Raw genomic sequence first — 14,929 nt, 5'->3', positions numbered from 1 at the left:
GTGTGTCGATGAAGATCGCGGTTGTCGGAAGTTATGGAGCCGGCCTCACCATGCGCGTGCCCAAGGCGCCTGCGGCCGGTGAGACCGTCTCGGGCGGCGTCTTCGACTCGGGCGCCGGCGGGAAGGGCAGCAACCAGGCTGTTGCCGCCGCTCGGCTGGGTGCCGAGGTCACGCTGCTCACGGCCGTCGGCGACGACGAGTTCGGCCGCTCGGCGCGGGAGTTGTGGCAGCGCGAGGGGGTGAGCGCCGAGCACGTGGTCACCGCCGGGGCGCCCACGATGGTCGGGTTCATCCTGGTCGAGCCGTCCGGGGAGAACCGCATCGCCATCGCCCCCGGCGCCCTGGACGAACTGGACGCCGCCGCCGTCGACGCCTTCCGTGCCGAGATCGCCTCCGCCGACATCCTCGTCGTTTCCATGGAAATCCCCGAGGAAGCCGTCGTCGCCGCCCTCCGCGCCGGACGCGAGAACGGCACCCGCACCCTGCTGAACCCGGCCCCCGCCCGGCCGCTGCCCGACGCGTGCTGGCCCCTCATCGACGTGCTCACGCCCAACCAGACGGAGGCCCCCGTCCTCCTCGGCCTCGACGAGGGGCACGGGCTCGGCGACGAGGACCTGGCCCGCGCGCTGCACGAGCGCACCGGCGGCACCGTCGTCATCACCCGAGGCGGCGAGGGCGCGCTGGTCGCCCAGGACACCGGCGTCACCACGGTGCCCCCGCATCCGGCCCGGACGGTCGTGGACACCACGGGCGCCGGGGACTCCTTCACCGCCGCCTTCGCCGTCGCGCTGGCCGAGGGCCGGCCCGTCGACCGGGCCGTGGAGTTCGCCGCCGCCGCGGGCTCGCACACCGTGTCGATCGCGGGCGTCATCCCTGCCCTGCCCACCAGAGCCCAGCTGAACGCCCTGATTGGAAGTGCCTCGTGACCTCGACCACCACCAAGCCGCCCGCCACCGCGGCCCCGGCGTCCGACGCGAGCACCCGGCAGTTCCCGTTCGCGCTGCGCAGACTGCTGCACGCGCGGGAGGCCGGCGTCTTCGCCGCGCTCGTCCTGCTCTTCCTCCTGGGCACCGTGCTCTCGCCGACCTTCGCCCAGTCCGACAACCTCCTCTCGGTGGGCCAGCAGATCGCGCAGATCGGCATCATGGCCGTCGGGGCGACCTTCGTCATCCTCAACGGTGAGATCGACCTCTCGGTCGGCTCCACCTACGCCCTCTCCGCGATCTCCACCGGCATGCTCATATCGGACGGCTGGAGCTGGCCCGCGGCCATGTTCGTCGGCCTCGCGGTCGGCGTCCTCGCCGGACTCTTCAACGGCCTGGCCGTGGTGGTCCTCGGCGTCCCGTCCTTCATCGTCACCCTCGGCACGCTCAGCGTCTTCCGCGGCATCGCCCTGCTCATCTCCGACGGCGCTCCGATCTCGCTGAGCTCCTCCCAGCCGGGCGTCGCCGAGTTCAACCTGCTCGGCCAGGGACGGCTGTTCGGCCTCGTTCCCATGCAGTTCGTCTTCTTCGCAGCCGTCGCCGCCCTCGGCGTCGTCCTGCTGGCCCGCTCCCGCTTCGGCTTCAACACCTACGCGGTCGGCGGCAACCAGGAGGCCGCCCGGCTCGTCGGCGTCAACGTCAAGCGGGTCAAGCTGACCGCCTTCGTCCTCTCCGGCTTCACCGCGGGCCTCGCCGGCGTCCTCGGCCTGTCCTTCCTCTCCTACGTGCAGGGCGTGACCGGACAGGGCCTGGAACTCACCGTCATCTCGGCCGTCATCATCGGCGGCGCCGCCCTCTTCGGCGGCTCCGGAACGATGTGGGGCACCGTCATCGGCGTCGCCTTCATCGGTCTCCTCCAGAACATCCTCAACATCAAGGGCATCTCGTCCTTCTGGCAGACCGTCGTCACCGGCCTCGTCATCGTCGCCGCCGTCGCGGCCGACACCTGGCAGCGCAAGCGCAAGACCCGCGCCTGAGCGACGTCGGTCCCCCGTCCGTCCCCCGTCCGACCCGCGCCTGAGCCATTCCGCCCGGCACCCGCACCCGCGTACGACCCCCGTACAACCCGTACCCCCGAGGTACGACCACCCCGCCACCACCACCCCGCCCCCGCCGCCCCACCGGCCCTTCCTCTCCCCGCCCGACCGCCGATCCACGGACCCGACGAAGGAGCCTCCATGTCCCCGCGCACCCTCCTCAGAAGCCTCACCGCCGTCACCGCCGCCGCCGCGGCCCTCTCCCTCACCGCCTGTGGCGCCGTCACCTCCGCCGACGGCGGCTCCGGCGGCTCCGGCGACGGCTCCTTCAAGCTGGCCTCCTACATCCAGCAGCGGATCGACGACGACAAGCCGATGCGCATCAAGCTCAGCTACCACGACCCGTCCCTCGCCTTCGCCACGCCGATCGGCGCCGGCATGAAGAAGGCCGGGAAGGAGCTGGGCGCCGACGTCTCCCTCATCGGCCCCACCGGTGGCGACGCGGCCAAGCAGGTCTCCGAGATCCAGACGCTCATCCAGCAGAAGGCCGTGGACGGCCTCGCCGTCTCCTCCGCCTCCAGCGACGCCCTCAAGCCCGTCATCAGCCAGGCGTACAAGGCGGGCATCCCGATCATCTCCTTCAACACCGACAACCCCGACTCCGATCAGATGGGCTTCGTCGGCCAGGACCTCAAGGGCTCCGGCAAGGCCCAGGCCGAACAGCTCCGCAAGGACCTCAAGGGAGACGTCAACGGCAAGTCCGTCGTGGTCTTCTCCGTCGACACCGGCGCCGGCTGGTCGCACGACCGCTTCAACGGCTTCAAGGAGGGCCTGGACGGCAGCGGACTGAAGATCGTCGGCCCGGTCAACGTCGGCAACGAGCCCAACAGCGCCTACAACACCGTCGAGTCCACCATGTCCGGCCAGTCCAACGTGGTCGCCGTCGCCGGCCTCGACTGCTGCTCCACCACGGCCGCCGCCAAGTGGGTGGCCCAGTCCGGCAAGGCCGACGACGTCACCATGGGCGGCTTCGACCTGCTCACCCAGACCGCCGAGTACATCGAGCGCGGCGTCCTGAACTTCAGCATCAGCCAGAACCCGGCCGAGCAGGGCTACCAGGCCGTCAAGGTGCTGCACGACTTCCTCGCCGACGGCACCGAGATCAAGGGCGTGGACACCGGCGCCCAGTTCATCACCCGCGACAACCTCGCCGACGCGACCGTGGAGGACTGATGACCCCCGCACCGCACGACGCCTCCCCCGGGAGCCCGGACCGCACCGGCGGGCCGGCCGTCCAAGTCCGCGGCCTCACCCGCAACTTCGGGCCAGTCCGCGCCCTGCGCGACGTCTCCTTCGACGTCCCCGCCGGCGACATCACCGCCCTCCTCGGCGAGAACGGCGCCGGCAAGTCGACCCTGCTCAAGATCCTGGCCGGCCTCCAGCCGCCCAGCGAGGGCAGCGTCGCCGTGTTCGGCGAGGAGGTCACCTCCTACGAACCGGCTGCCATGCTCAGCCGGCACGGCGTGGCGATCGTCCCCCAGGAACTGTCGCTGCTGCCCGACCGCACCGTCGCCGAGAACGTGCTCAGCGGCGTCGAACCGGGCAACCGCTGGTTCCCCTCCCGGCGCCGCATGCTGGAGCGCACCACCGAACTCCTCGCCGAACTCGACCTCCACCTGGACCCGAACGCCTCCGTTCGCACCCTGGACCTGGCCACCCAGCAGCTCATCGTGGTGGCCCGCTCCATCGCCCGGGGCTGCCGCGTCCTGATCCTGGACGAACCCACGGCGATGCTCACCCCCGCCGAGGCCGACCGCCTGTTCGCCCTCATGGACAAGCTCAAGGCCAACGGGACGACCATGCTCTACGTCTCCCACCGCATGCCGGAGGTCTTCCGCCTGGCCGACCACATCCAGGTCCTGCGCGACGGCGGCCACGTCGCCTCCTGGCGCAGCGAGGACACCACCCCCGACCAGGCCGTCGCCGCCATGGTCGGCCGCGAACTGGGGCAGTTCACCCGCCGTGTCGGCGCCGTCGCCGAGCCCACCGCCGAACCGGCCCTCAAGGTCCGGGAGTTGAGCGGCAAGCGCCACCAGGGCGTCTCCTTCGAGCTGCGCTCCGGAGAGATCCTCGGCGTCGCCGGACTCCCCGACTCCGGCCGCGTCGAACTGCTCCACAATCTTTTCGGAGCAGACCCCGGCACCGGCGGCACCGTGGAACTGCTCGGCGAGCCCTACGAACGGCGCAACCCGATCGCCAGCGTCGAACGCCGCCTGGCCTTCGTCCCCGGCGAGCGCCGCGCCCAGGGCCTGCTGACCACGATGAGCGTCGGCGAGAACGTCGGTGCCCTCACCACCAAGGCGTTCAGCAGGCTCGGCCTGATCCGCCGCCGGGCCTTCGACGCGGCCGCCACCGAACAGGCCCAGCGGCTGCGGGTGAAGACCGCCACGATGACCCAGCCCATCACCAGCCTGTCCGGCGGCAACCAGCAGAAGGCCGTCCTCGGCCGCTGGCTCGCCATCGACCCGGGCGTGCTCATCCTCGACGAGCCCACCCGCGGCGTGGACATCGGCGCCAAGGCCGAGATCTACGCCCAGCTCACCGCGCTCGCCGACAAGGGCCTGGCCATCCTCTGCTCCTCCTCCGACCTGCCCGAACTGCTCACCCTGACCGACCGCATCGCGGTGATGAGCGAAGGCCGTCTGGTGGCCGTCGTCGACTCCGCCGACGCCACCGAGGAATCCGTGATGACCCTCGCCACCGGAGCGGCACCGGTTGCGGCCTGACCCCGCAGACCCCGTCCGCCCCGCACCCCCGCCGGCCCCATCCGAAAGGAACCCACCATGAAGCGCTCCGGCATCCTCAACGCCGAACTCAGCGGAGTCCTCGCCACCCTGGGCCACACCGACCTGCTGCTCGTCGTCGACGCGGGCTTCCCCGTGCCGCGCGACGCGCACCGCATCGACCTGGCCCTCGCCGAGAACCTGCCCGACCTGCGCACCGTCCTCGGCCTGATCGCCGACGAACTGGTCGTCGAGGGCGTGGTCCGCGCCGAGGACGTCCCGAGCCACAACCCCCGCCTCGACTCCTGGCTGCACGAGCGTTTCGCCGGCGCCGAGTTCACCACCCGCCCGCACGCCGAGGTCCTCGGCGACCTCGCCCGCGAGGCCAAGGCCGTGGTGCGCACCGGAGCCTTCGAGCCCTGGGGCAACATCGGCCTCTACTGCGGCGTCGACGCGCCCCGCTGGTTCGGCGGCGAGGGCGTCGTCGTACCGGAGCAGTACGCCTCCAAGGTCTGAGCCGCGCAGGCCCGCACGCGGGCGCTGACGGCACCGTCGACTCGCGGCGGCAGCAGACCGAGAAGCCCCGGCGGCCGATCCGCCGGGTTCCTGCCGCCACCCACCCAAGGGAGATCACCCCGTGTCCGAAACCATCGTCAATCCCGCCGAACTCAAGCTCACCCCAGCCGAGTTGGCGCCCTTCATCCAGCACACCAAGATCGACCCGGACGCGACGCGCGACGAGATGATCGCCCACGCCCAGGAGGCCGTCACCCACGGCTTCAACGCGGCGATGGTCCCCGCCTCCTGGCTGCCGCTGGTCGTCGCCGAGCTCAAGGGCACCGGCGTCGAGGTGGCCTCCGCCCTGGACTTCCCGAGCGTCGGCGTCATGACCAGCGCCGGGAAGGCCGCCGAGGCCGCCGAGATCGCCCGCCTCGGCGCCGACCAGCTCGACATCGGCGTGCAGGTCGGCTGGCTCAAGAGCGGCCGCTACGACGACTTCCGCGAGGACATCGCGGGCGTCGTGCGCGCCTCGGGCCTGCCCGTCAAGGTCATGCTCGAACTGCCGCTGCTGACCGACGCGGAGAAGGAGGCCGCGGTCGAACTCGCCATGGAGGCGGGCGCGTCCTTCCTGAAGAACGCCAGCAGCGGTCAGATCGAGACTGCGAATCCCGCCAGCGTTCGTTACCTTGTTGACCGTGCGCGGGAAGGGGTCCGCGTGAAGGCGTCCGGCTCGATCAAGAGCTACCGCCAGGGCCTGGAGCTCCTGCGGGCGGGCGCCTCCCTGCTCGGGACCAGTGCCGGCCTGGCGATCGTCACCGACACCGGTGACGAGTCCACCGTCAGCTACTGACCGGACACCACCGCCGTCCCCCGGCCGCGCACAGCGGCCGGGGAACGGCTTCCACGCCGGGGCGAGACCCGCGTCCGGCGAGAGCGGAGAAGGAGATGCGACCACTGTGACGGCCGACAAAGGCGGAGTCCCAGGCATCAAACGGGACGTCCCCACGGCGATCCACGTCCAGATCTCGGAGCACATCCGGCTGCGGATCGCCGGCGGCGAGTGGCCGCCGCACTACCGTCTCAAGAGCGAGCCGGAGCTGGCCCAGGAGTTCGGCGTCAGCCGCGGCACCCTGCGCAGGGCGCTGGCCACACTGATCGAGGAGGGCCTGCTCCGCCAGGTCCGGGGCCGGGGCACGTTCGTGACCTCGACGACGATCGAGCCCGCCATTGCACAGAAACTGAGCACCCTCTCCGAGGACTTCGCCGACCAGGGCGTGGTGACCACGACCACGGTGCGCGAGTGCGCCCTGATCGCACCGCCCAAGCCGGTCGCGGCCCTCCTGGACGTGACCCCGGGCACCAAGGTCCTGCGCCTGGTACGGGTACGGTGCACCGATCAGGGCCCGGTCGCCCTCCTCTTCAACTTCGTACGCACCGACCTCGCGCCCGGCATCGAGGAGGTCGACTTCACCTCGGCCAGCCTCTTCGGCGTCCTGGAGGGCACCTACGGCCTGAAGATCGCCACGGCCCGCCGTACCTTCGGCGCAGAGGCAGCCGGCGCCGACGTCGCCGCCTCCCTCGATCTCGCCGAGGGCGCCCCCGTCCAGTACCTCCAGCAGGTCACCTACCTCGCCGACGACCGGCCCGTCGAGTACTCCGACGTCTGGATCCACAGCGGCCGCCTCCGCGTGACGTCCCTCCTGCTACGCCGCTGAGCGTGGTGGGGGCCACCCGGCCGGCCGGGCACACCAGGCCCCCCGTCCACCCCGTCGTCCCGGGGAGGGCAGGGCCGCGCCGTCGGCCGGGACCGCCTCCCGCTCCGGGCCTCGCCCATCGCCGCGGCCCTCTCCGGGAGGTGCCCACAGCCGACGCGGTCGCCCGCCGGCTGAGCCTGTGGTGTGACCTGACGTGCGGTGGGCGGGAGTGACGACCGCTGACGCTCGTTTGACGCTCCGGGCTCCCGCAGGGCCGCTTGGAGCAGCCGAAAATGCGCTTCGACCTGTACTTATGTCAGCTCCCGGCCCTTCTGGCATGTTTCCGATGACGCACCACGTGGAGTGCGTGGCGATTCTGGAGCCTGCAGCAAAGGGCCTATGACCTGCTGTTTCCTGGGCTTGTGCGGGGGATCACGGAGGCAAGGGCCCGATTCCGCATGGACGGGAGTGCATCGCCTCGACGCTCATATGACGCTCGACCCGATCGGGCGTCAGACGGGTGGGTGCCGCTGGTCTGCCGGATGCCGATACCTCGATTCAGTCCGCTCTGCACTCGGCTGGTCGGGCCTTCGACGGGGCCGGCGGCCGTGAGGAGCGGGAGCGGGTACAGGCTGCTGTGGGCGTGGGCGTGGGCGTGGGCCGGGTCGCAGCGGAAGGTGATGACACGGTCCCGGGTCATCCGCTGAAGCCGGCGACAGGTGGTGTGCTCGCTCATTCCGGTCGCCCCGCGGTCGAGGGAACCGAGGCGTCCGTCAGGGTGAGGCTGACGGATTCGAGGGTTCGCGCGTGGCACCGCCCTCGAGGTAGGCGACCGTCGCGGCTCTCGCCGCGTCGTACGCGGTGACCCAGGCCAGGCCGTTCGCGCGCAGGCGTTCCCGGTCGGCCGCCGCAGTCGCGTTCACGCCCGTTCGAAAGTTTCGAACGTCGCACACATGCTTGCGTTGCGTCTTTCCCTCATCTCATTCCATCCCTCGTAATGGTTCGCGCGAGAGGTGGCTTGAACAGCGAAGACGTAATCATCGAGACCTCTCTTGGCTGAAGAAGACTTTCCGAAAGACTGTCGAAAGCATTGACAGGGCCATGGCGCTCTACGAAAACTGTGGCCATCGAACGACAGGAGACCGTCGTTCCCCTCGCGTCATGTGACCGGGGACGGCGGTCGGTCGTTGCGGCATGACGACGGGCGACCCCGCCGTGTTCCATGCAAGGCCGCGGGCGGCAGGAGCCGCCCGCCCCCACCAGCCTTCATCGGGAGGACGCATGCAGCAGGACGACACGCAGCAGGACCAGATCCAGCAGAACCCCGCTCCCTTCAGCAGCTTGAGCCGACGAGGCTTCCTCGGCGGCGCCGGCACCGTCGCGCTCGCCACCGCGTCCGGACTGCTGCTGCCCGGCACCGCCCACGCCGCCACCACCATCACCACCAACCAGACCGGCTACGACGGCATGTACTACTCGTTCTGGACCGACGGCGGCGGCTCCGTCTCCATGACGCTCAACGGCGGCGGCAGTTACAGCACCCGGTGGACCAACTGCGGCAACTTCGTCGCCGGCAAGGGCTGGAACACCGGCGGGCGCAGGACGGTCCGCTACACCGGCTACTTCAACCCGTCGGGCAACGGCTACGGCTGCCTCTACGGCTGGACGTCGAACCCGCTGGTGGAGTACTACATCGTCGACAACTGGGGCAGCTACCGGCCCACCGGCGAGTACAGGGGCACAGTCCACAGCGACGGTGGCACGTACGACATCTACAAGACGACCCGGTACAACGCCCCCTCCGTCGAGGGCACCCGCACCTTCGACCAGTACTGGAGCGTCCGGCAGTCGAAGGTGACCAGTGGCTCCGGCACCATCACCACCGGCAACCACTTCGACGCCTGGGCACGTGCGGGCATGAACATGGGCCAGTTCAGGTACTACATGATCATGGCCACCGAGGGTTACCAGAGCAGCGGAAGCTCGAACATCACGGTCAGCGGCTGACCTCTGTCCGGCGAACAAGCGGCTGCGGGCCCCGTCCTCGTGGCGGGCCCCGCAGCCGTGGCGAACTCGCCGCCGTGGTGGAGATGCCCCCGGCCGAAGGCTGGGGGAGGGCCGACCGGTTCGACAACCAACACCTCCACGCAGCGCTCGGGATGGTGTCCCGCCGAGTGGTGCAGGGGCATCCGTCCCCGGCCCCGCAGAGTCGGTACCGGGGACGGATGCCCCTGCACCCCCCCCGGCGGGACACCATCTGGGGCCGCATCTGTCCTCTTCGGGCAGGCGGGGGAGGTCGGCTCCACGGGGCGTGATTCTGTCGGGATTCGATCGTTGTCGGCCGGGTTTCGGGGAATCAACTGCCGGCCGCCCCGTGGGCGGGTGATGATGCAAGTGACAGGTGGTCAGGTCGGTGGCCGTGCGAGTGCGGGGGAGTGGCCTGCCCGGATGGACTGGGGGAAATTCATGACGTTCGAGCAAGAGTGGGCCGAACTGCGTGCGGCGGCGGCCAAGCGGACTGCCATGCAGACCAACAGCATTCCGGCCGACGGCGGCGTAGGCGGTGGTGGCGGGGCCGACCTGGTCGTCAATCGGGACGACCTCGGCGCTATCGGCAATGACGCGTACGACCTGCTGGGTCGGCTGGCGAAGGAGGGCGACATCGCCCGTGCCTCCACGTTCGAGGCGGCGACGGCGCTGACCAACGGGAACTTCGTGAGTGGTTCGGCCGTGTTGAAGGTGCACGACTTATGGCAGACCCACCTGAAGACGCTGCTGGACGCCTGCGCGCGGATCTCGAATCACCTCGATTACAGCAAGGCCCAGCACGCCAAGGACGAGGCGAAGATCGAGGGAGAGCTGACGCGGATCTCCGTGCTCACGGAATACATGAACTAGGGCTCGGGGGAGCGCTCAGCATGCTGAAGTACGAGGACATCGTCGACGCCCCGGTGGCGAAGCTGAAGGCCGCCGTCGACGACTGGTCGGAGATGGCGGGGAAGCTGGACAAGCTCGCCACCGCCGCCGCCGACGGGATGAAGACGAAGGCGGACAGAGCGGCCTGGGAGGGCGTCAACGCCGGGGTCACCAAGGCGTTCATCGGTAAGACGGCCAAGGAGTTCACGGACGCCGCAGCCGAGGCCAGGGGTGTGAAGCGGATCCTGGAAGAGGGGTACGCGGCCGTCAAGAAGGCCAAGGACGACCTGGTCGACATCCGGGACCACGAGGGACCCGCGGCCGGCATCCGCGTGGACGGCAACGGCAAGGTCACTGTGCAGCACCCGTTGTCCGAGAACGAGACGGTGCGGCACGACCCCGACTACAGCGAGCTCCTGCGGCAGGAGAAGCGGAACGCCGCGGCGTGGCAGAAGAAGATCGACCTCATCGTCGACAACTGCAACGACACCGACCTCGCCCTCAAGAACACCCTCGAGGCCAACGTCACCGACCGCAAGGACTTCAGCGCTCCGACGTACACGAAGCTGGACCAGGAAGAGGCCGCCCGCGCCGCCGCCCTGGCGGCCAAGGGCCGGGACATCACGCACGCCGAACTTCAGCAGCTCAACGAGCTGCTGAAGGACAACAGTTCGTCGCTGGAGTTCGCCAAGGGCTTCTACGAGAAGCTCGGCCCGGAGAAGGCACTCGCGTTCTTCGGTCAGCTCTCCACGGACACGCACGAGCTCGGCAAGGTCGACCCGGAGCGGCTCAAGGAAGTCCAGGAGCTCCAGAGGAACCTGGGCCTCAACCTGGCCACCGCCTCCCACGACAAGGCGTTCACCGACAAGTGGGGCCCGGAGCTCCGCAAGCTGGGTACGGAGCAGATCCCGCTGAGCAGGTACGACCACAGCGGGCCGTTCGGATACCAACTGCTCGGCGGGATCATGCGGTACGGGAACTACGACGCAAAGTTCCTCAACCCGATCGCCGAACACGTGGCACAGCTGCACCAGAAGGACCCGGACCTGTTCACCACCAACAGAGGGATGGGGAGTACGGCCAGGAACCCGTTCAACCCCTCCGGAGTGAACGGCGCCGGCTACGACCCGGTCACCGCCATGCTGGAGGCGCTCGGCAACAGCCCGGAAGCGGCGAAGAGGTTCTTCGCCGACCCCCCGACCGCGTACAACGAGGACGGCACGGTCAACCGTGGTGCCACGGCCGGCCTGGGCAAGGACGAGAACGGCGAGGCGATCGACAACTACCTCGACTTCTTCGGCAACGAGAAGTGGGAACCGTTCTGTGACGCCGAGTTGAACGACCTGGAGGGTGTCGAGGCGTCGGTCGGTCACATGCCCGACGCCCTCGGCCACGCCCTGGAGGCGGCGACCCTCGGCTACCCGGCCGGACAGCCGGACCCCGGCGTGGTGCGGGACGCGGACAATGCCGCGGTCATGCAGAAGGTCATGGAGAAGTACGGCGACGAGCCGGGACTGCTCAAGAAACACGAGGTGATGGCCGACAGCCTGGGCGTCATGGGTGCCGGCTACATCGACGACATCGACTGGGCGCTGGCCAAGAACGACCCGGGCAGCGTGTTCGCCCCGGGCAAGAACCCGGAGGGGCACATCGACTTCGCGGACACTGCGGACGGGGACGGGCGGAGCGTCGTCCGGGGCTTCCTCAGCACCCTGGGCCAGCACCCGGACGCCTACGCGACGGTGTCGACCGCGGAGCAGGTCTACACCCGCAGTGTCCTGGAGGAGAAGGCGGTGGGCCCGGACGGAACGATCAAGGAGGGCCCCGCCAGGGCGGCCGTGCGCGTGGGCGCCGAGGTGCAGGGCATGCTCGACCAGGCCCGGGCCGACCAGGTGGAGGCGACGAACCTCAAGCTACACGAGGACTACGAGAAGGCGGTCGCCAAGAGGGCGGGCTGGATCGAGTTCGGGGCCACGGCGGGCATCGCGGCAGGCGTCGCCTTCCTGCCCGCCACCGCGGCCGTGGGCGCGGCCGCGGTACTCGTCCCACTGGCGACCGACACCGCCAGCGGCGCTGCCGAACAGGTCATCGGCCAGGTGATCGGTGATATCTCCGACAACTCGGTGGATGAGCACAAGGAGAAGGTGGAGGACCTCAACGACAAGGAGAGGACGAAGGTTTACGCCGCAGGTGAGCGTCTGGCCGAGGCTCCGATGGAGGGTTTCTTGGGACGTCACGCCCGAGACTCCGACAGAGATGTGTTCGGGCAGAATCTTCGCGAATCGGTACAGATCGGTTACGGGGTCGGCAACGACCGGCAGAGGCAGCAGGGAAATGCCCCGGAAACCGATTGATGCCGATGAATCGCCGAAGGTACGTGAGGATGCGGGCAGTGATTAGTTTTAGGTCGGTACGTGGGGGTTTCCGTGCCGCGGCCGTGGCCGTTTCGTTGATTTTCGGGGTCGCGGGGTGTGGAGGGGATGGAGAGACGGAGGGAAATTCGAAGACCCCTAAGGGCTACAAGGTCGTCTCAGGGGTGGAGCTTTGTGGTGGGAACGCTGTGTCTGCCGAGGCTTCCAAAGCGTTGAAGGTGATTACGGGGATGTCGCGGTTCGAGGCGTCGGGGGAGGAGTACACCATTGCACAGGCTACGGAAGATTTGATCGAAGCGTTTCCGGTAACCACCGTCGGTAGAGAGGACATCTGCCGTGTTTATACCCCCATGGACGCTTCGGATTTTGATCTGAGGATCACCTGGAGGTTGGTCAAGGGTGCTCCGCCGGACAGCCCGGCAGCTCCCAAGTTCACCGTATTGAAGATGGGGGAGGAGACTCTGGCGGCGGCGGACATGGCGTATGTGCAGTTTGCTTGCCGGAGTGAGAGGTTGCTCAATTCGTCGCGAGTGGGCCACATCCGGGTCGGCGTGGAGCATTGGGATGTGTGGAGGGAGCCCGAGGGTGACGTCGAGGTGTTGAAGGACGCCTACGCGACTGTGGCGCACTCCGTCTCACTGGCGATGGCCAGGGAGCTGCGTTGCGAGAAGGACGGCGGACTTCCCGCCCGGCCCGTGCTGGATCCCGCGTGACCGTCGATATACGCGGGAACGCCCACGATCAGGCGGCCCTTCCTGTCCGGAGGAGGGCCGTCTGCTGTATGCGGTGCGCCACGGACGAGCGGTGCACGGACCTCGTCTCCAGGGGGCGCCGACCTCGTGCTCGCCCGCAATCCCGACCCGGCCCGGCTCTCCGTACCGGACGGTGCGGAGAAGCCCTCCTCGGCGGAGATCTGTATGCATCACCATGAGACGTGACGCTCCTATGACGCTCGACTTCCGTCGGCGAGACCGACCGGGGCCGGATGGTGCGCCCCCGTGACGGCCTTGTCGGGAGCGGCTGACACGGGTCTGCGCCGATCGTTGTCGGCGACGTCTGCTGTCCGTCATCAGGGAAGTCGGTCTGGTCGGATTCGGTCTAAGTAGAGTTAGACAGGTTGTTGGTCGATCCAGACTGATGGGGAGTTCCGTTGGACGAGGGCATGCTGGCCAAACCCGAGGACGTGGTCGATCGTGATCGTGAGTGGGACCTGCTCACCGAGTTCGTCACGGACCCGGATCCGGCGATGCGTCTGGGGATCGTGTCGGGGCGCAGGCGGCACGGGAAGTCGTATCTGCTGCAGGCGCTGTCGGAGCGGGTCGGGGGTCTGTACGTCACCGCGGTGCGGGAGGAAGGGCGGCTGCCGGCGCTCCGGCGGTTCAGCGACGCCATCGCGGCCCACGCCGGCCTGCAGCCCGGCACGTTGCGGTTGACCGACTGGCGTGAGGCCCTGTCCAACGCCCTTGATGTCGCCACGCGTTCACGGACTCCGTTGCTGGTGATCGACGAGTTGCCGTACCTCCTCCAGCACTCTCCCGAGATCCCCGGCCTGCTCCAGCAGCTCTACGACGAGCGCCAGCGGAACACCGGGGTCGGCCCCGGGGCCCGGATGATCCTGTGCGGGTCAGCGATGAGCGTCATGCACGAACTGCTGTCGGGAACGAAGCCGTTGCGCGGCCGTGCGGTGGTCGATCTGCGGCTGGGGGCCTTCGACTACCGGGCCAGCCGTGAGTTCTGGCAGATCGACGACCCGCTGACCGCCCTGCAGGTGCACGCAGTCCTCGGCGGCGCTCCCGGTTACCGGCCGGTGGCGGCCCGCCCGCACCCGAACGACGGCTTCGCCGCCTGGCTGACGCGGACGCTCCTGGACCTGGGGCGGGCGGTGTACTCGCGCACGGAGACGGAGTACCTGCTGCGCGAGGATCCGCGGATCACCCAGCACACCCTCTACTACGACATCCTCACCGCGATCGCCCGGGGCGCCACCACCCCCACCAAGATCGGCGCGGCCCTGGAACGGCAGCGCAATGCCGTCACCCACCCGCTCGACGTCCTGGAGTCCACCGGCTACATCCAGCGCGAGCAGGACATCCTGCGCCCCCGCCACCCCGTCATCACGCTGACCGACCCCGTCATCCGCTTCAACCAGCTGATCACCCTGCCGCAGGCGGCCACCGTCGAGCAGGGCTTCGCCGAAGAGGCGTGGCAGGCCGCCGCGCCGACCTTCAACTCCAAGATCCTCGGCCCGCACTTCGAGGACCTCGCCCGCGCCTTCACCCGCCGCTACGCCCACACCCTGCTCCCCGGCGGTCTGCCGGGCCCGGTCGGCACCACCGAGGTGGCCGACCCGGCGGCCCGCACCAGACACGAGGTCGACGTCATCGCCCTGGCCCTGGGCGAGCGCCCGCAGGCCCCCCGCACCCGGATCGCCCTCCTCGGCGAGGCCAAGGCCACCGCCGCCCGCCGCGGCACCGGCGACCTGCAGCGCCTGGAACACATCCGCGCCCTGCTCACCGACCAGGGCTACGACACCACGGGCACCACCCTGGCCCTCTTCTCCCTGCACGGGTTCTATCCGGACCTGATCGAGTCCGCGGCCGACCGCGACGATCTGCTCCTGGTCGACCTGCCGGGCCTCTATGGAATCGGTTGACCCGAAGCTTCAATCCGGCAGCCATATGATCTGCCGGGCAGTGCTCGGTG

General features: G+C 69.3%; 13 protein-coding genes. 12 read left to right on the top strand and 1 reads right to left on the bottom strand.

Annotated features, from left to right (window positions below; genetic code table 11):
- The first annotated feature begins 8 nt into the window (after positions 1-8).
- From ACTWJ9_RS06875 to ACTWJ9_RS06845, 7 genes are all read left to right on the top strand, one after another.
- Positions 9-926, top strand: coding sequence for a ribokinase (locus ACTWJ9_RS06875; RefSeq protein ID WP_387038886.1), 918 nt, complete (start codon positions 9-11; stop codon positions 924-926).
- Positions 923-1,960: an ABC transporter permease gene (locus ACTWJ9_RS06870; RefSeq protein WP_279333365.1), complete on the top strand. Its 1,038-nt coding sequence runs from the start codon at positions 923-925 to the stop codon at positions 1,958-1,960. The genes ACTWJ9_RS06875 and ACTWJ9_RS06870 overlap by 4 nt, the downstream gene beginning before the upstream one ends.
- Positions 1,961-2,161: 201 nt before the next feature.
- The gene (locus ACTWJ9_RS06865; protein ID WP_279333364.1) at positions 2,162-3,193 is read left to right on the top strand and encodes a sugar ABC transporter substrate-binding protein; all 1,032 of its coding nucleotides are present in this window, start codon (positions 2,162-2,164) and stop codon (positions 3,191-3,193) included.
- Positions 3,193-4,746 carry a sugar ABC transporter ATP-binding protein gene (locus ACTWJ9_RS06860; RefSeq protein ID WP_443295355.1) on the top strand — a complete coding sequence of 518 codons (1,554 nt, stop codon included), beginning with the start codon at positions 3,193-3,195 and terminating at the stop codon, positions 4,744-4,746. The genes ACTWJ9_RS06865 and ACTWJ9_RS06860 overlap by 1 nt, the downstream gene beginning before the upstream one ends.
- 57 nt (positions 4,747-4,803) lie before the next feature.
- Positions 4,804-5,259 carry a D-ribose pyranase gene (gene rbsD / locus ACTWJ9_RS06855; protein WP_030225626.1) on the top strand — a complete coding sequence of 152 codons (456 nt, stop codon included), beginning with the start codon at positions 4,804-4,806 and terminating at the stop codon, positions 5,257-5,259.
- A 121-nt stretch (positions 5,260-5,380) separates the two neighbouring features.
- Complete coding sequence (gene deoC / locus ACTWJ9_RS06850; protein ID WP_279333362.1) at positions 5,381-6,094, top strand: deoxyribose-phosphate aldolase; 714 nt, start codon at positions 5,381-5,383, stop codon at positions 6,092-6,094.
- 106 nt (positions 6,095-6,200) lie between these two features.
- Complete coding sequence (locus ACTWJ9_RS06845; protein ID WP_279333361.1) at positions 6,201-6,959, top strand: GntR family transcriptional regulator; 759 nt, start codon at positions 6,201-6,203, stop codon at positions 6,957-6,959.
- Positions 6,960-7,711: 752 nt separating this feature from the next.
- Here the strand turns inward: ACTWJ9_RS06845 and ACTWJ9_RS06840 are convergent.
- Positions 7,712-7,861, bottom strand: coding sequence for a hypothetical protein (locus ACTWJ9_RS06840; protein ID WP_443295354.1), 150 nt, complete (start codon positions 7,859-7,861; stop codon positions 7,712-7,714).
- Between the two features lie 358 nt (positions 7,862-8,219).
- Here ACTWJ9_RS06840 and ACTWJ9_RS06835 point away from each other — a divergent pair, with 358 nt between their 5' ends.
- The 5 genes from ACTWJ9_RS06835 (at position 8,220) to ACTWJ9_RS06815 (ending at position 14,879) form a co-directional block, all read left to right on the top strand.
- On the top strand, positions 8,220-8,945 hold the full coding sequence (locus ACTWJ9_RS06835) for a glycoside hydrolase family 11 protein (RefSeq protein WP_443295353.1): 726 nt from the start codon (positions 8,220-8,222) through the stop codon (positions 8,943-8,945).
- A gap of 459 nt (positions 8,946-9,404) precedes the next feature.
- A complete protein-coding gene (locus ACTWJ9_RS06830; RefSeq protein ID WP_443295352.1) occupies positions 9,405-9,836 on the top strand; it encodes a hypothetical protein in 432 nt (143 codons plus the stop codon).
- 20 nt (positions 9,837-9,856) lie between these two features.
- A complete protein-coding gene (locus ACTWJ9_RS06825; RefSeq protein WP_443295351.1) occupies positions 9,857-12,208 on the top strand; it encodes a hypothetical protein in 2,352 nt (783 codons plus the stop codon).
- 83 nt (positions 12,209-12,291) lie between these two features.
- Positions 12,292-12,939, top strand: a complete 648-nt coding sequence (locus tag ACTWJ9_RS06820; RefSeq protein WP_443295350.1) for a hypothetical protein — start codon at positions 12,292-12,294, stop codon at positions 12,937-12,939.
- Between the two features lie 449 nt (positions 12,940-13,388).
- On the top strand, positions 13,389-14,879 hold the full coding sequence (locus ACTWJ9_RS06815; RefSeq protein ID WP_443295862.1) for an AAA family ATPase: 1,491 nt from the start codon (positions 13,389-13,391) through the stop codon (positions 14,877-14,879).
- Positions 14,880-14,929: the final 50 nt, after the last annotated feature.

The organism is Streptomyces sp. GDS52, from assembly GCF_052246875.1.
Lineage (GTDB): Bacteria > Actinomycetota > Actinomycetes > Streptomycetales > Streptomycetaceae > Streptomyces > Streptomyces cathayae.
The sequence above is the reverse complement of the archived record's forward strand: the minus strand, read 5'-3'. Positions and strand labels throughout refer to the sequence as shown.